The 16,977-nt window shown below is 43.3% G+C and carries 19 protein-coding genes; 1 reads left to right on the forward strand and 18 read right to left on the reverse strand.

Going from position 1 to position 16,977, the window contains the following annotated elements; all coding sequences use genetic code 11:
- Positions 1-13: 13 nt before the first annotated feature.
- From tehB to ybeY, 11 genes are all read right to left on the reverse strand, one after another.
- Positions 14-874, reverse strand: coding sequence for an SAM-dependent methyltransferase TehB (gene tehB / locus HT680_RS04480; RefSeq protein ID WP_173258529.1), 861 nt, complete (start codon positions 872-874; stop codon positions 14-16).
- A gap of 14 nt (positions 875-888) precedes the next feature.
- Positions 889-1,356 carry an SsrA-binding protein SmpB gene (smpB, locus tag HT680_RS04485; protein ID WP_001051742.1) on the reverse strand — a complete coding sequence of 156 codons (468 nt, stop codon included), beginning with the start codon at positions 1,354-1,356 and terminating at the stop codon, positions 889-891.
- Entirely contained in the window at positions 1,319-3,673 is a 2,355-nt protein-coding gene (gene rnr / locus HT680_RS04490; RefSeq protein WP_173258531.1) for a ribonuclease R, read from the reverse strand. Before rnr ends, smpB begins: the two co-directional genes overlap by 38 nt.
- 95 nt (positions 3,674-3,768) lie before the next feature.
- A complete protein-coding gene (secG, locus tag HT680_RS04495) occupies positions 3,769-4,002 on the reverse strand; it encodes a preprotein translocase subunit SecG (protein WP_000282517.1) in 234 nt (77 codons plus the stop codon).
- 39 nt (positions 4,003-4,041) lie between these two features.
- A complete protein-coding gene (rpmG, locus tag HT680_RS04500; protein WP_001809104.1) occupies positions 4,042-4,191 on the reverse strand; it encodes a 50S ribosomal protein L33 in 150 nt (49 codons plus the stop codon).
- Entirely contained in the window at positions 4,191-5,390 is a 1,200-nt protein-coding gene (locus tag HT680_RS04505) for an MFS transporter (RefSeq protein ID WP_173258533.1), read from the reverse strand. Before HT680_RS04505 ends, rpmG begins: the two co-directional genes overlap by 1 nt.
- Positions 5,377-5,982, reverse strand: coding sequence for a dephospho-CoA kinase (gene coaE, locus HT680_RS04510; protein WP_173258535.1), 606 nt, complete (start codon positions 5,980-5,982; stop codon positions 5,377-5,379). The genes HT680_RS04505 and coaE overlap by 14 nt, the downstream gene beginning before the upstream one ends.
- Complete coding sequence (gene mutM, locus HT680_RS04515; RefSeq protein WP_173258537.1) at positions 5,982-6,806, reverse strand: DNA-formamidopyrimidine glycosylase; 825 nt, start codon at positions 6,804-6,806, stop codon at positions 5,982-5,984. Before mutM ends, coaE begins: the two co-directional genes overlap by 1 nt.
- Positions 6,807-6,854: 48 nt before the next feature.
- Positions 6,855-7,754 carry a GTPase Era gene (gene era, locus HT680_RS04520; RefSeq protein WP_000143275.1) on the reverse strand — a complete coding sequence of 300 codons (900 nt, stop codon included), beginning with the start codon at positions 7,752-7,754 and terminating at the stop codon, positions 6,855-6,857.
- 16 nt (positions 7,755-7,770) lie between these two features.
- Complete coding sequence (locus HT680_RS04525) at positions 7,771-8,166, reverse strand: diacylglycerol kinase (protein WP_000378172.1); 396 nt, start codon at positions 8,164-8,166, stop codon at positions 7,771-7,773.
- Complete coding sequence (gene ybeY / locus HT680_RS04530; protein ID WP_173258539.1) at positions 8,147-8,644, reverse strand: rRNA maturation RNase YbeY; 498 nt, start codon at positions 8,642-8,644, stop codon at positions 8,147-8,149. The genes HT680_RS04525 and ybeY overlap by 20 nt, the downstream gene beginning before the upstream one ends.
- Before the next feature lie 104 nt (positions 8,645-8,748).
- Here ybeY and pavA point away from each other — a divergent pair, with 104 nt between their 5' ends.
- A complete protein-coding gene (pavA, locus tag HT680_RS04535) occupies positions 8,749-10,404 on the forward strand; it encodes an Rqc2 family fibronectin-binding protein PavA (protein ID WP_173258540.1) in 1,656 nt (551 codons plus the stop codon).
- A gap of 198 nt (positions 10,405-10,602) precedes the next feature.
- On the opposite strand, the gene HT680_RS04540 is transcribed toward pavA, so the two are convergent.
- The 7 genes from HT680_RS04540 to HT680_RS04570 form a co-directional block, all read right to left on the reverse strand.
- On the reverse strand, positions 10,603-11,334 hold the full coding sequence (locus HT680_RS04540) for an NAD-dependent protein deacylase (protein ID WP_173258543.1): 732 nt from the start codon (positions 11,332-11,334) through the stop codon (positions 10,603-10,605).
- A 154-nt stretch (positions 11,335-11,488) separates the two neighbouring features.
- Positions 11,489-12,199, reverse strand: a complete 711-nt coding sequence (gene deoD / locus HT680_RS04545; protein WP_000022077.1) for a purine-nucleoside phosphorylase — start codon at positions 12,197-12,199, stop codon at positions 11,489-11,491.
- Positions 12,200-12,449: 250 nt separating this feature from the next.
- The gene (locus HT680_RS04550; protein WP_173258545.1) at positions 12,450-13,160 is read right to left on the reverse strand and encodes a type 1 glutamine amidotransferase; all 711 of its coding nucleotides are present in this window, start codon (positions 13,158-13,160) and stop codon (positions 12,450-12,452) included.
- Complete coding sequence (locus HT680_RS04555; RefSeq protein WP_173258547.1) at positions 13,157-14,392, reverse strand: chloride channel protein; 1,236 nt, start codon at positions 14,390-14,392, stop codon at positions 13,157-13,159. Before HT680_RS04555 ends, HT680_RS04550 begins: the two co-directional genes overlap by 4 nt.
- Before the next feature lie 4 nt (positions 14,393-14,396).
- Positions 14,397-15,206: a purine-nucleoside phosphorylase gene (locus tag HT680_RS04560; protein WP_173258549.1), complete on the reverse strand. Its 810-nt coding sequence runs from the start codon at positions 15,204-15,206 to the stop codon at positions 14,397-14,399.
- Positions 15,203-15,763: a DUF1697 domain-containing protein gene (locus HT680_RS04565; RefSeq protein WP_173258551.1), complete on the reverse strand. Its 561-nt coding sequence runs from the start codon at positions 15,761-15,763 to the stop codon at positions 15,203-15,205. Before HT680_RS04565 ends, HT680_RS04560 begins: the two co-directional genes overlap by 4 nt.
- A gap of 1 nt (position 15,764) precedes the next feature.
- Positions 15,765-16,976, reverse strand: coding sequence for a phosphopentomutase (locus HT680_RS04570; RefSeq protein ID WP_173258553.1), 1,212 nt, complete (start codon positions 16,974-16,976; stop codon positions 15,765-15,767).
- Position 16,977 lies beyond the last annotated feature (1 nt).

The following is a 16,977-nucleotide window of genomic DNA, read 5'->3' on the forward strand; positions in this document are numbered from 1 at the left end:
GATTAAGTTTGATTTACTTGACTTTTTTAGCTAACATGGTCGCAAAGCGTAGTTGAATCCGATTGCCATTTTCATCACGACGGTGCAGATGGCCTGGATTTTCATTATACTTGACCAATTCCCAATCCTTGTAGTAGTTTGCCAATTCCCCTTCTTTAAAGGTGAATGGGAAGTTGACTGAGCAAGGATAATCCTCTGTATCCATGGCACAGACGATAAGATTGTAACCACCGACCGTGGTGTGCTCCTGCATATTCTGGATAATAGCTGGAATGCGGTCCGCTTGTAGGAACATCAGAACAACTGTTGAAACGATAAAATCATAGTCTTGGCTAATACTGGCTGAATTGATATCATAAAGTCCGACAGGCATGTCTAGATCCTCTTGCTCTACGATGCTTTGCAAGATTTCAAGGGACAATTCATTTTGATCAACAGCTGTCACATCAAAACCATTCTGTGCGAGAAAGAGAGAGTTACGTCCTTGACCACAACCCAAATCCAAGGCTCTTCCAGGTTTCACCGTCTGCATAGCCTCTAGGACCTCTGAATGGACTGGATTAGTATTGTATTTCTTAGGGAAATAATCCTCAGGTTTACAATAAAATTCCAAATACCACTCTACATCATCTGTCGCAGCCTCTACTCGGTGCCAGGCTTGCGGTTGCGCCATAGGGTTGTCTGCTCCTGCCTCAAAAAGGTGCTCAGCTAGAACCTCACCATCTTCTGTCAACTCAATAAACTTGAGTGCCCCCTTCAAGACAGTAATTTTCCCCCAAGTACCGACCTTGGTATTGTGTTTTTGCTGGACAATTTCAGGCATGGTCTGTTTATTCCATAAGGGCATCCGTTTATAGGCAATTAATTTTTCCATTTTACTTCCTCTTCTTATCGCTGATTAACAGCTTTCATCACGCGCGCGATGTCGCGATTTTGTTCACGTCGCTTGATTGACTCCCGTTTATCATAGTCATGTTTCCCTTTGGCAAGTCCTAAAAGCAGTTTGGCGTAGCCATCTTTAATATAGACTTTGAGGGGAACAAGGGTCATCCCTGTCCCTTTAGTTTCCTGTTCCAATTTTTGAATTTGTTTCTTATGGAGCAGAAGTTTGCGTCGGCGTTCAGGTTCTTGGTTCCAGATATTGCCCTCTTCGTAAGGGGCGATATGGACATTGCTCAGCCAGACTTCCCCATTTTTTACTTGGGCAAAGCCGTCTTTGAGATTGATTCGAGCAGCTCGAACGCTCTTGATTTCAGTTCCGGTCAGGACCATTCCTGCCTCTAGCGTATCTACGATTGTATAGTCGTGGTGCGCTTTTTTATTTTGTGCGACGACCTTTCCCTCGCCCTTTGCCATGCTTGGCTCCTTTCTTTGCTACTTCTTTGTAAAAAGGTTTCTTGCCTTTTTTCTTTTTATCTTTTTGTGAATGCTTATGCTTATCATTTGAACGCCCTGATTTTCTCTTGTCTTCCTTCTTATCTGAACGGCGACTTGAACCACGTCCTCTGTCACTACGATTAGACTGTTTCAAGCCTTTTTTGATGACATCAAACTCGCTTGGAATATAAGAGAAGTCAATCTCGCCCGTCATCTTATCCGCTCTTTCAACTCGAATGCGAATCTGCTGTCCCACACAGAAAGTTATGCCCGATTTCTCCCCACGGAGAGTCAAGTCACGCTCGTTGAAATGATAAAATTCAGGCAAATTGGTAATGTGAATTAAGCCTTCAACTGTATTTGGTAATTCTACAAAGAGACCGAACTTGACGATGCTGGATACAACTGCGTCGTACTCTTCGCCAACGTATTCTTCCATGTACTCAGCCTTTTTCATGGCTTCGACTTCACGCTCTGCCTCGATGGCACGACGCTCACGGTTGGAAGACTGGGTTGCAATCTCTGGAATCACTTGTTCAAAATGCTCTGCTATTTCCTTAGAACGCCCATAATCCCGAATCATACGGTGAACAAGGAGGTCAGGATAACGGCGAATCGGACTGGTAAAGTGAGTGTAATAGTCAGCTGCTAGTCCATAGTGACCGTGATTGTGCTCCGAATAGCGAGCCTGCTGCATGGATCGAAGAAGCATCATGGATAATACATCCGCATAGGGTTCTCCTTCAACAGCACGCATGATGTCTTGAAGCGCCTCCTGGCTAATCTCACTGGCAGTCCCATAAATCCGTAAACCAAAACTTGAAGCGTAATCAATAAACTTCTGAACTTTTTCAGCCTTAGGCTCCTCGTGAATCCGATAGATAAAAGGTAGGTCCAGTTTGCTATAGTGCTCGGCAACCGTTTCGTTGGCTATCAACATGAAGGACTCAATCATCCGCTCAGCAACACCACGCTGACGAAGAACGATATCCACAGGCTTACCTTTTTTATCCACTAGAATCTTAGCCTCACTGGTATCAAAATTGAGAGCTCCACGTTTCTCACGCATGCTTTCTAGAGTTTCATGAAGCTTGGCCATGAGTTCGATACTAGGAACAATTTTCTTAAACTCTTGTCTTTTTTCCTCATCGCCAGCTAGGATGTCATTGACAGCGCTATAGGTCATACGAAAGCTTGTCTTAATAACTGTTTGTGTAATGGTGTAATTAACCACACGACCATGTTTATCAATTTCCATAATTGTAGACTGAGTCAGACGGTCAACTTGAGGATTGAGAGAGCAGATGCCATTTGACAAACGCTCTGGAAGCATTGGCACCACTCGGTCTGTCACGTAGACAGAAGTCGCGCGATTAAGAGCTTCCTTGTCGAGGGCTGAACCCTCGGTCACATAGTAGGAAACATCTGCGATGTGAACTCCGAGTTCTAGATTGCCATTTTTCAAAGTCTTGATGTGTACTGCGTCGTCCAAGTCCTTGGCATCCGCACCATCAATGGTAAAGGTGATTTCATCTCTCAGGTCCAGACGACCTTCCATATCCTTTTGAGATGGAGCATCTGGCACACTTTCTGCCTCCTTGAGAACAGTTTCTGGAAATTCTGAAACAATATCCATGGATTCCAAGACTTCAAGAACGTCAATCCCAGCATCAGTCGAGTGCCCCACCACGTCTAGCACACTAGCGACAAAGAAATCATGTTTCTTACTTGGGTATTTATCGATAAAGACCTTGAGAACCTCTGTACCTTCCAGCTTGATAGCTGGTTTCTTCACATAGATTGGTTGGCTGATTTTCTGATTTTTTGAACGGATGTAGCCCGCATACTTGGGCTTTTCCTGATCCAGAACGATTTGCCCGACAACTGTCGTCAGGCTATGTTCTAGGATATCAATAATTTTGGCTTCTGCTGCTGTTCCCTTGTTGCGGTCAGCGACTTTCTTAATCACGACCTCAACAGTATCACCATCAATAGCATAGTTGACATCATTTTTTCCTACAAAAAGATCGTCCTCTTCCCCTTCTAGACTGACAAAGCCAAAGCCATTTTTATGGGCATGAAAAATCCCTTTGAGTGTAATTTCGTGTTTCTTCTTTTGGTTTAAGGTGAGGCTACCATCATCTTCAAAACGAATCTGGTGCTTTCTTTCCATCAGAGACAGGGTTTTAATCAACTCACGGAAATCCTTGGATCCATCCTTTCCGAGAGCCTGAGCCAGGTCGTTTACCGTCACTCGCCCCTTCTCTTGCAAATATTCTTTAATTTTATCTTTCATGTTTTCTTTCTAGATTTTTATAATTCTTTTTGAGTGATAACTTTATAAGTGTCATTAAAAATAAAAATAGGCTAAGACCTAGTCTCGCCCATTTCTTATCTACTTGATAATACCGTCAATGCTAAGGCAATGGCTAGCCAGAAAAAGACTAAAATACCTGTCAAACGTTGCATCACGGCTTCAAAACCACGCGCCTTACTACGTTCAAACAAATCACCTGAGCTGGCATCAAATACATTGCTGGATTGGTTCTTAGTTGGCTGCATGAAAATAGCAATCACAATCACAACAGATAATACTAATAAAATGGTTAATAATAGGTTGTACATATCAAACTCCTTAAAATCCCTATTATTTTACCATAAATTCTACTTAGATTCAAGATGTAGGGTTACTTTTCTTTCCTTGGGACAATACTTTAAAACCTCAATCTTGTCTGGATGGGTTTTGGAGTTTTTACTGGTTAGGTAATTAATACTGCCACAAGAGGAGCATTTGAGATTGATTTTTACTCGCACTAGATTTCCTTTACTTTTAATAATGATCTAAATTGAACTAAGTTGTATAAACAACTAAGAGCCACACAGGCTGCTGTCGCATAAAAAACAGAGTGGTAGCCGAATTGCCCTGCTACTGCTGAACCAGTCATGGGACCAACAACACCCCCAAGGTAGAAAAAGACTTGGTTAAAGGCAAAAATTCTTGAAATACCTGATTTTGGAGTCATTTTGCTGAGGAGGGCATTGACCCCCGGTATCAGAGCACCCGTTCCCAAACCAAAGAGAAAACGATACAAGCCAAGTTGAAGTGGGCTGGTTGCATGGGCACAAAGAAGGTAAATGATGACTGAATAAATCTGCGCTGCAACTAACAATCTATGATTTCCCACCTTATCGCCAAGTTTTCCTAGAACTCCAGCACTCATCATGCTAGAAAATCCCATACTGGATACGATTAATCCTGATACAAAGAGGAGATTCTCAGTCTGACCTAAGTCCCGCACATAGAGAGCTAGAATGGGGCCAATTGATTGAGCTGAAAATTGAATAACAAAGCTCGTCAAAAATAGATTCACTAAAAGCCTAGGATACTTGAAAGAAGAAAATACTTCTTTCGTTGGGATAGCCTTCTCCTTAGCCACTGGCTGAAAATCTTCCTTGATAAAGAAAATGGTTAGGATTGCAGCTAAAAATAAGAAAGTACCTACCAATAAAAAGACATTACGAATGCCAAAAATTTCAGCAATCAAGCCACCTACAAAGGGGCCGGTTAGGGTCCCAGCTACTACTCCAGTTGATAGAGTCCCCAAAGCATAGCCAGACTTATCCTTGGGGACTTGACTGGCTATTAAAGCTGTCGCATTGGGGACAAAACCAGTAAACACACCATTAAGCAAGCGCAGAAAGAGTAGCCAATAGATATTTGGAACAAAGGCCAAACCTCCCATAGTGATGGTCATAGCAAGGCCAGCTCGAATCATCATGGGCTTTCGACCGTACTTGTCAGCAAGAATACCCCAGATAGGAGAAATCAAAGCTGCTGAAACGGCCGAAACTGAGATGGCTAATCCAGCATAGAAAGCAACTTGGTCACTCTCGATTCCCAACTGCTCTACAAAGATAGGCATGAAAGGTACGACCAAGGAAATACTGGCTCCCGTTAGAAAACTACCGAACCAGGCGACACGAAGATTCTCTTTCCAACTAATCTCTTGCACAGCTACCGCCTCCTTCAAGTAACTTTACTACTTGATCCACAAGCTGATCACGACTGCCATTATTATATAATATATGACTCGCCAATTTTTTCTTTTCTTCTAGAGACCACTGGGCGGCCAGACGGGACTCTGCTACTTCTTTAGAAAGATGATCCCGTTTCATGAAACGTTCTACTTGGATATCACGGTCCACATAAACCAGCCACGTTTCATCAAACCAGTTGACATAGTCCTGTTCAAAAAGCAGGGGAATATCCATGAAAAAAATCGCTTCTGTCTGGGCTAACTGGTCTCTTAAAGAAGCCAGTTCCTCACGAATAATTTCTCCTTGGGTTTGCTTAGACCATTCTTGCTCTTCAGGGTTTGAGAAGATGAGACTAGCCAGGAGAGGGCGATTGAGTTCTCCATTTTCTAAGATAATTTCCTGCCCAAAGTGCTGAACTAAGAGCTGATAAAGACGACCACCAGGTTTCTGTAGTTGGTGGACGACTGCGTCAGCATCCACCACTTGAAAGCCTTGCTCTCTTAGGAAATTTGTCACAGTTGACTTACCAGAAGCAATTCCTCCTGTGATTCCAATGATTTTTCCCATCAGCCCCTCCTTTGACACTGAGGACAAAAATGAGTTCCTCGTCCACCGAGCTGGAATTTCTCAATGATGGTGCCGCAGCGTGAACATGCCTGACCAGTCTTATCATAGACCTGATGAAAATCCTGCATGGTTCCATCTTCCCCAAAGGCATTGGTATAGGTTCTAATGGTGGAACCACCCTTTTCGACTGCCTGCCCCAAAACAGCAATGGTCTGGTCATGTATCGCTGACGCTTCTTCTGCCGTCAAAGTCTGGGAAGGTCTAGCTGGATGAACCTGAGCTCGCCAGAGGACCTCATCCACATAGATATTGCCAAGACCAGCTACCAAGGTTTGGTCTAGTAGGTGGGATTTGATGGGCTTTTTAGATTTGGCTAGGACAGCTTGAAAGACCTGCAAATCAAAGTCCTGCTCTCTTGGCTCAGGTCCTAGTTTCTTAGAAATAAAGTAGGCATCCAAAAGTTCAGGCGCCAATAGTTCCATGGTACCAAACTTGCGCACATCCTCATATACAAGAGTGCCGCCATCCTCAAAATGGAAGAAAACATGGGCGTGTTTACGTTCTGGAACTTGGTCCGGATAGTAAAAATACTTGCCCTCCATCCGCAGATGAGAAATCAATACCTTGTCTGTCAGGTAAAAAAGCAAATATTTTCCACGACGCCCCATGGACTCAATTACTTGACCAGGCACTTCCTTTCGAAACTCGTCCAAATCCGTCTTAATCATCTTAGGATAAGTAATCTCTATATTAGAAATCTTCTTTCCCAAGATCAATTTTTCTAAGCCACGACGAACCGTTTCAACCTCAGGTAATTCAGGCATAAATCCTCCTTCTGTAAAAACAAGAAGCAGGCATGAGCCCACCTCTACTTAGTATTCTTTTTCATTATAGCCAAAGTCAGCCAAATCTAGCTTTTTATCACGCCAATTTTTCTTGACCTTGACCCAAGTTTCTAGGAAAACCTTATCCCCTAGCATGAGTTCGATATCACGACGGGCCATGGTCCCTATTTTCTTGAGCATAGCGCCACCTTTTCCGATGATAATGCCTTTTTGACTATCACGTTCCACCATGATGGTTGCACGGATGTGAACCTTGTCTGTCTCTTCATCACGCTTCATGGAGTCGACTACTACTGCGACTGAGTGAGGAATCTCTTCGCGCGTTAAATGAAGAACCTTCTCACGGATCATTTCTGAAACCAAGAAACGCTCAGGGTGGTCTGTGATTTGATCAGATGGGAAATACTGGAAACCTTCCTCTAGATTTTCACTTAAAATATCGATTAGTCGAGAAACGTTATTTCCCTGAAGGGCTGAGATAGGAACAATTTCCTTAAAGTCCATCTGGTTACGGAAGTCATCAATTTGAGCCAAAAGCTGGTCTGGATGGACCTTGTCAATCTTATTCACCACCAGAATCACAGGAACCTTGGCAGCTTTCAGACGCTCGATAATCATATCGTCGCCCTTACCACGTGGCTCATCAGCTGGCACCATGAATAGAACAGTGTCTACTTCACGAAGGGTGCTGTAGGCAGATTCCACCATGAAATCTCCAAGAGCCGTCTTAGGCTTGTGAATTCCTGGCGTGTCGATAAAGACGATTTGCTCCTTATCCGTGGTGTAAATCCCCATGATTTTATTGCGCGTTGTCTGCGCCTTGTCACTCATAATGGCAATCTTTTGCCCCATGACGTGATTTAAAAATGTTGACTTCCCAACATTGGGACGTCCCAAAATAGCTACAAAGCCTGATTTAAATGTCATAATTTCCTCTTATTGTTTAAAATAATAAATCCCAAATGCGAGGGAGAAAGATAAGTGCACCAATCACTGCAGCAAGAAGGGAAACCACAAGCACGGCACCAGCTGCCATATCCTTGGCTTTCTTTGCCAACATAGAAAAGTGATAGTGACTAGCTAAATCCACCACATTTTCAATAGCAGAGTTAATAATTTCAAACGCTACTACCAAGAAAATGCTCATTAGGAGAAAGAGCCATTCGATCCGTGACACCTGAAAAACAAAACCTGCAAGGATGACTACTAGAGCCGTCACTGCATGTTTTCGCATATTACGTTCTTCCTTGAAAGCAGTCAGAATTCCTGTAAGAGCAAATTCTAAACTGGATATCAGGTCACGATTTTTCCATTTTCGTTTATTGTCTTGTGAGTCCATAGGCTGTCAAAATTTCTTCTTGTAAACCGAACATCTCCGCTTCTTCTTCCGGAGTGTAGTGATCGTAGCCGTTAATGTGTAAAAAGCCGTGTACTGCCAAGAAGCCCATCTCACGCTCAAAGCTGTGGCCGTATTCCTCAGCCTGCTCATGAGCCTTATCGATAGAGATGAACAATTCCCCAATATAGGCATCAAACTCAGACATCATCTCTGCTAATTCAGGATTTTCAAGCAAATCTTCTTCATCAAAGGCAATGTCCAACTCTGGTTTATACTCAAGGCTGATGACATCTGTCGGACGATCCGTATCACGGTACTCGAGGTTGAGTTCATGGCTACGCTCGTTGGTCACAAAAGTGACTGCCATCTCCTTGTCTTCTTTTCCTATTTTTTTGGCTGCAAATTCCAAAATCTCTTGGGTTTGTTGCAAGATTTCTTGTGAAACTTGACCAGTTTCATCTACCATTTCAATATACATGTACTTCTCGATTCTCTTTACTTGGCTTTATTATACCATATTTCCATGATTTTATTCTACCTTTTTGATATAATACTATGGAATACAATCACAAGGAGAGAACGATGTCATTTGACGGATTTTTTTTACACCACATGGTTGAGGAATTGAGAAGCGAGTTAGTCAATGGTCGCATCCAGAAAATCAATCAACCTTTTGAACAAGAGTTGATCTTGCAAATCCGCAGCAATCGCCAAAGCCATCGCCTGCTCCTCTCTGCCCATCCTGTTTTTGGACGCATTCAGCTAACCCAAACGACTTTTGAAAATCCAGCCCAACCTTCTACTTTTATCATGGTTTTGAGAAAGTATTTACAGGGTGCCCTGATTGAGTCGATTGAGCAAGTCGAAAACGACCGTATTGTGGAAATTACAGTTTCCAATAAAAACGAGATTGGGGACCATATTCAGGCTACCTTGATTATCGAAATCATGGGCAAACACAGCAATATTCTCCTCGTGGATAAAAGTAGCCATAAAATCCTCGAAGTCATCAAACACGTTGGCTTTTCACAAAATAGCTACCGCACCTTACTTCCAGGTTCGACCTATATCGCTCCGCCAAGCACCGAATCTCTCAATCCTTTTACTATCAAGGATGAAAAGCTCTTTGAAATTCTGCAAACCCAAGAACTAACAGCAAAAAATCTTCAGAGTCTCTTTCAAGGACTAGGACGCGATACGGCAAATGAATTGGAAAACATTCTTGTCAGTGATAAACTGTATACTTTCCGAAACTTTTTCGGTCAAGAAACCAAGCCATGCTTAACAGAGACTTCCTTCAGTCCAGTTCCTTTTACGAACAGTGTAGGAGACCCTTTTGCCAGCCTTTCTGACTTGTTGGACACCTACTATAAGGACAAGGCTGAACGGGACCGCGTTAAACAGCAAGCCAGTGAACTGATTCGACGTGTTGAAAATGAACTTCAGAAAAATCGACATAAGCTGAAAAAACAAGAAAAAGAGTTACTGGCGACAGACAATGCTGAGGAATTTCGCCAAAAAGGGGAATTGTTGACAACCTTCCTCCACCAAGTGCCTAATGACCAAGATCAGGTTACCTTGGACAACTACTACACCAATCAACCTATCACCATTGCGCTTGATAAGGCCTTGACTCCCAGCCAGAATGCTCAACGCTATTTTAAACGTTACCAGAAACTCAAAGAAGCTGTCAAATACCTGACTGAGCTGATTGAAGAAACCAAGGCAACTATTCTCTATCTGGAAAGTGTGGAGACCGTCCTCAACCAAGCTGGGCTAGAGGAAATCGCTGAAATCCGTGAAGAATTGATCCAAACTGGCTTTATTAGAAGACGCCAACGCGAGAAAATTCAGAAACGCAAAAAACCAGAACAGTATCTGGCGAGCGATGGCAAGACCATCATCTATGTCGGACGAAACAACCTGCAAAATGAGGAATTGACCTTTAAAATGGCCCGCAAGGAGGAACTTTGGTTCCATGCCAAGGACATTCCTGGAAGCCACGTCGTCATCTCAGGAAATCTCAATCCTTCTGACGAAGTCAAGACAGATGCGGCCGAACTAGCTGCCTACTTCTCCAAAGGTCGCCTGTCAAATCTCGTGCAGGTGGATATGATTGAAGTCAAGAAACTCAACAAACCAACTGGTGGAAAACCTGGCTTTGTAACCTACACAGGACAAAAGACCCTCCGCGTTACACCAGACCCAGAAAAAATCGCATCTATGAAAAAATCCTGATTTCAAGTGAAATCAGGATTTTCTTTTATATTTTACTCTGCAATCAAGGTTTCCAAACCAACCTTCATCATATCGGTGAAGGTATTTTGATTTTCTCAGCCAGTTTTTACAAGTCTAAAAGAGCGAGATTGTGGTCAATAAATGAGATAGTTTTCTCTTTCAAGTAACAAGGTTTTGTTGCTATCTTCTAAAATTCTTTTATTGTCTCAATTTCGAAAAGACTTCCCCAATCTTGCCTTCAATGACCAATGTAGCTTGGCTGTCTTGTGGAATACTGATTTTATTGATAACGACCAGATTTGTTCCAGAAAAATAGTTTACTAGGCTAGCTGCAGGATAAACAACCAAGGAAGTCCCACCAATAATCAGCAAGTCAGCTTGCCGAATAGCTTGTGCAGCCTGGCTAAAGACATCCATGTCAAGCGATTCTTCATACAAGGTCACGTCGGGCTTGACCACCTTGCCACAGTCTAGGCAGTGGGGAACAGGTCCCTCGAGGGCCAGAAAACCAGTTAAGTTATAGAAACGTTGACAACCTAGGCAGTAATTGCGGTCCGCACTCCCATGCAATTTAAAGACCTTTTGGGAGCCAGCCATTTCATGAAGACTATCGATATTTTGTGTCACAACAGCCTTTAGCTTACCTGTCTTTTCCAAAGCAGCCAGATAAGTGTGAGCAGCATTAGGTTTGGCTTCTGGATAAATCAGGTATTTCTTATAAAAGTCAAAAAAATCTTCTGGATAGCGCTCAAACATGGTCCGAGAAACAAGTTGCTCTGCCGTAAAATGACGGCCTAACTGATGACTATAAACACCATCTGAACTACGAAAATCTGGGATATTGGACTCGGTTGACACTCCTGCTCCTCCGAAAAAGACTATTCTGTGACTTTTATCAATCAAGTTTTGTAATAGTTCTATTTTATCCATCACATCTCTCCTTAAGCTGGGTGCTAAAAAAGTTGAAAATCAATCGCTCCAAGCAATCTGATTTTCAACTCTTCCTTTATCATTACGTATGTATTTGAGATTAAAGCATTTGAATCAATCTTAGAAATAACCTTATCTCAAAGTAATACGATGTTTACTCTGCAATCAAGGTTTCCAAACCAACCTTCATCATATCGGTGAAGGTATTTTGGCGTTCTTCTGCAGTGGTATCTTCATCTGGATTGACCAAGCTATCAGAAATGGTCATGATAGCGAGTGCATCAACGTGATGTTGGGCAGCAAGATAGTAAAGGGCTGCTGCTTCCATTTCCACAGCCTTAACTCCCCATTTACCAAGCTCGATGTTCTTTTCAAAGTAGTTTGAGTAAAAGACATCTGATGACAAGACGTTCCCAACGTGGGTGGTCATACCGTGTTCTTTTGCAATATGGTAGGCCTTGTCTAGCAAATCAAAGCTAGCGATTTGTGGGAAATCATACTGTGGCCAGTCGTTACGGATGATGTTTGAGTTGGTTGCAGCTGCTTGTGCCAAAACCAATTCACGAACGTGAACATCCTCATTTAACGAACCCGCAGTTCCCACACGGATCAATTTTTTCACACCGTAGTCCACAATCAACTCACGCGCATAAATCGAAATGGACGGCATCCCCATCCCAGTTCCCATGACAGATACACGGTGACCCTTATAAGTACCAGTGTAACCAAACATGTTACGCACTTCGTTAAAACAAACAGCATCTTCAAGGAAATTCTCCGCAATAAACTTAGCACGAAGAGGATCCCCCGGAAGAAGAATTTTATCAGCAATTTCACCCTGCTTAGCAGCAATATGGATAGACATAATTTATGATACAAAGAGCGAGAAGAAAACGACTGAAAATTAGGAATCTGACGAGAAATCCTGATTTCTCAGTCAGATTATCTATTTTCCAAGTTTTCCGCTCGTGTTCAAATTAGAACACACGCTCTACCTTTCTTTTTATATAAAGTTTAAAGAGGGTTAGTATTAAATACCTACTACACCTTTTGATTTCATAGCAGGACGATTCCAAGTTTTCTTCCAAATCTGGAATCCTGCCTTTCTGTAGTTCCTAGTTTACCAATGAATCTAAAAATGCGTACAGTTTTGCATTCATTTCAGAGTAATCGTTTTTACGTAATTCTTCTGGTGTTTGAACAAAAGGTAACTTTTCACTTTGCTCTCTTAATCGCTCCTCACCATCTGCAACAATTAAGAGTTCTACTGCTTCTGAATCAAATTCCAAATGAGCCTGAAATGCATAATGCTTAGGACTGAAGCGAATAATTTGGCGTGGACAACCTTGACTCGTCGCAAGAACAACAGCATCCTCTGTCAGCCCTGGCATATCACCGTGCCAGTGGCCGGTTTCTAAGGTTTCTCCGAACAAGCTGACATGAGGATCTGTTAGACCTTGCATCGTCAATGTCACAGGATAAACGCCTATCTCGCGCTCTGGACTATGTTCATACTTCGCACCATAGGCAACAGACAGGAGCTGCGCACCGAGACAGACACCAACAATATAGATATCCGCAGCAATCGCTTCTTTCATAAAAGCAAGCTCAGCCTTAGGGTCATAGTATGGGAAGTTTGCTTTATCCTCATCAGGAGATTGGGGTCCACCCATGACAATCAGAAAATCAATCCCGTCAATTGTTTCAGGAAGAGGTTCTTTTTCGTAAACCTTTGTTGATGTAATGTGATGCCCTCGTGCCAGAGCCCATTTTAGATAAGCGCCCGGAACTTCAAATGTTTCATGCAGTACAAAATGTACCTTCATTGTTTCTTCTCCCATCTCTTTCGAATCACGTAAGACATTCCTGCTGCTAGTACAAGCGGTATTGTCAAACTCCAATCCTGGCCTGTAAATCCAAGGCTCAGTGCAATGGCCGTCAGAGGAGCTTGTAAGGTCGTTCCTAAAAAGACTGTTGCTCCTAGTAGCATTCCTAGAGCTGGATCCAGATGAATGCCAACTACTGTCAAAAGCAAAGTCACTAAATAGCCAGATCCAATCCCCAAGGCAAATGATGGCGTCAAGGTTCCCCCATAGGCACCATTACGCAAGAGGAGATAAACTAGAAGCCCCTTTACTGCAAGAGTCAATGGAAGATAGGGAATTGGCTGGCTAGACAACAAGGCTTGGGCTAGTACCTGGCCATTTCCCATAAAGATAGGGAAAAAGACTGCCAGGCTCCCCAGCACGAGAAAGGCTAGAGGAAGAGCCCAAAGAATTGTCCCATTCTTCCGTCGCTTGTGGCCCGCCCGTTTAGCTAAAAATCGGAAGCCCAGCGCAAGTGGAGTAACCAATGAAGCAATCAGAATCGCCTGCAAGAAACTGCTAGACGACCAAGAGACCGCAGATAGGTGATAAATAGCATCCTGACCAACAATGGGCTGAGCCACCCAGGTTGCCAGATAAGTACTAGCCAAAACCAGCAAAAAGTTCTGCCAACTATAGGTAAGTCCTAAGGTCTCAAAGACAAACAAACTACTAGCAAAGGGAACCTGATAGACCGAAGCTAGACCTGCTCCTGCCCCACAGGCAACCAACACCTTCCGTTCTTTAAGGGCTAGAGAGAATCCCTTTGACAAGCAACCAGCTAGAAGGGCCCCAACCTCGCGTGGTGCTCCTTCTTTTCCGACCGATGCGCCTGCTCCGACAATCGCAACCTGCATACCTGCATGAAAGAGGTGGGCTAAGAACGCTGGCTCCCTGTCTCCAGCTAATATAATTTGCTGACGAATAGACAAAATCTTATGGCGCCTTTGTAGGACATACCAGAAGCCAGCTGCCAGGGCCCCTGTCACACACAGAACGAGGAATCTACGGAGACCCCCAGCTTCTTGAAATTGCTGGAGCAAATCCGAACTAGTTTGGCCAAAGGCCAGCCATTGCACACTTTCTAGTAAATAATGGCAGGCAATTCCGACCAGACCCGTCCCTATTCCCAATGATAGAGTGGCTAGAAGTAGCCTCAGTCCGTAGGGCAGGCTTTGGAGTCGTGCTTTCATAGGATTAGAGTTCACCAAGAATAGCTTTAATCAAGCCCTTAAAGTCGCCTTTGACACGTTCAGTCACTTCTACAACTTCCTCATGATTGAGTTCTTCTTGGAAACCAGCAGCATGGTTAGTAATACATGAAATTCCTAGAACTTTCAAACCTGAGTGGGCTGCCACAATAACTTCAGGAACCGTAGACATACCAACAGCATCTGCTCCCAGTGTCTTATAGGCACGAATTTCTGCAGGTGTTTCATAAGTTGGACCAGTTACACCGATATAGACACCTTCATCAAGCTTAATCCCGAGTTTCTTAGCCACTTCATGGGCAGTAGCACGGTATTCTGGTGTGTAGGCCTTAGACATATCTGGGAAACGTGGACCAAAATCATCCAAGTTTTCACCCATCAATGGATTTTGGCCTGTCATGTTGATATGGTCTGAGATAGCCATCAAGGTACCAGGACCGTAGCCGATACCTCCTGCAGCATTGGTAACAATGACACCTTCACAGCCGAGAACTTTCATGACACGTACAGGGAAGGTCACAACTTCCAGAGGGTTTCCTTCGTAGAAATGGAAACGACCTTGAAGAGCCAAGACCTTGCGACCAGAAAGTTCTCCATATACCAATTTACCAGCATGACCGACTACTGTTGAACGGCCCCAGTTTGGAATCTCAGCATAGTCTACTACAACTGGATTTTCGATTTCTTCTGCCAATTCTCCAAGTCCTGATCCAAGGATTAGACCGAACTCAGGCGCTAGGATCCCCTTGTCTTTCAGGAAAGCAGCTGTTTCCTTGATTTTGTCTAAAAATGTCATTGTGTGTCTCCTTTATTATTTTTTAGCATTTGACCGATTTTGTCAAAAGTTTTAGCATTGCGAATGGTGATTCGGCGGTAGAAAGGCATCTTGAGTAAGTACTTGTGATAGGCAGTTGCATAGTAAGATTTTTCAGAGAATTTCCCCCAGAAAATCCCAAGTCTTCCAAAATGAACCACTTCATCTTTCAGTTCCAAACTTTCAACTTTCTCAATGACTTGATCCACATCCAAGCCCTCCGTGTAGAAGAGGACGTCTTTTCGCGCCATGTCTTTTGTCCACCAACCTGGTAGATTGTCAAGCTCCGCCTCAAAGTCCTCTAGACCCAGTAAAGAAAAACTCTGAATAAATGGATAATGGACTTCAAAGAAAGCCTCTAACTTTTCAACCAATCGGGCTTTGGGAGCTGTAGAAGTAAAGAAAATATTGCCACTGTTGATGTAGGTTTCAACCTTCTCCAAACACAACTCTGTCAATTCTTGACGAAGATCCGCCATGACAACCTTATTTTTCCCACCGACATTAATGCCCCTAACCAGTAAAGCATATCGCGTCATCTTATACCAATTTATCTAAGAAACTTTCCCCAATCATGGCAGTTTCAACACCAAAGTTATCCGCAACTGTCGCTGAGATATCTGCAAAATGTCCGACAGGAATGACACCATTTCCTTTAAAGGAAGGGCTAAAGGCCAACAATGGAATATATTCACGAGTGTGGTCTGTTCCTGCATAGGTTGGGTCATTTCCATGGTCCGCAGTAATCAAGAGAAGGTCGTTCTCTCTCATGGCTGCGATAATTTCAGGCAAGCGTTCATCGAACTCATGCAAGCAATCACGGTAACCATGAGCATTGCGGCGGTGACCGTAAAGAGCATCAAAGTCTACCAAGTTTGTGAAGGAGAACCCTTTTTCAAACTCAGCAAGTCCCATGGTCTTCAATAGTGTATCAATCCCATGACTGTTTGACTTGTTGTGTCCCATGTCATGATTGATTCCTGCACCGTTAAAGATATCGTTGATTTTACCCACAGCATAAGTGTCGATACCTGCTTCATTGAGTTTATCGAGAACAGTTGGAGCAAATGGTGAAACTGCCAAGTCACGACGATTAGCTGTACGAGTGAAGTTACCTGGTTCACCAACATATGGACGGGCAATGATACGACCTAGAAGAGCAGGGCGCTCAAGGGTAATCGAACGCGCGTATTCACAGATATGGTACAATTCATCCAAAGGAATGATATCTTCGTGGGCAGCAATCTGCAAAACTGGGTCAGCTGAAGTATAGATAATCAACTCCCCAGTTTCCATTTGACGTGGCCCAAAGTCATCGATAACAGCTGTTCCTGAGTATGGTTTGTTAGCTTCACGAATGACCTTACGTCCTGAGAATTCTTCGATCTTTGTCAAGATTTCTTCTGGGAATCCGTTCCAGAAAGTATCGAAAGGTTCTGTAATGTTAAGCCCCATAATTTCCCAGTGTCCAGTCATGGTATCCTTACCAAGAGATACTTCTTCCAATTTTGTTGCATATCCTGTTGGGTTGCTTTCTGCTGGAACGGTCTTCAACGGTGTTTCACGAGGAATATTTCCTAGACCGATTTTAGCCATGTTTGGCACATTCAAACCAACTGTTTTTGAAATGTGTCCCAGTGTGTCAGAAGCTCCATCTGGAACTCCTGCATTGACAAAGTTATTGGCATCTGGTGCAGCACCGATTCCCACGGAATCCAGTACCACCAAGTGAATCCGATTAAATTTTGACATA

The sequence above is a fragment of the Streptococcus sp. 5905 genome, assembly GCF_013276505.1.
Taxonomy (GTDB): domain Bacteria; phylum Bacillota; class Bacilli; order Lactobacillales; family Streptococcaceae; genus Streptococcus.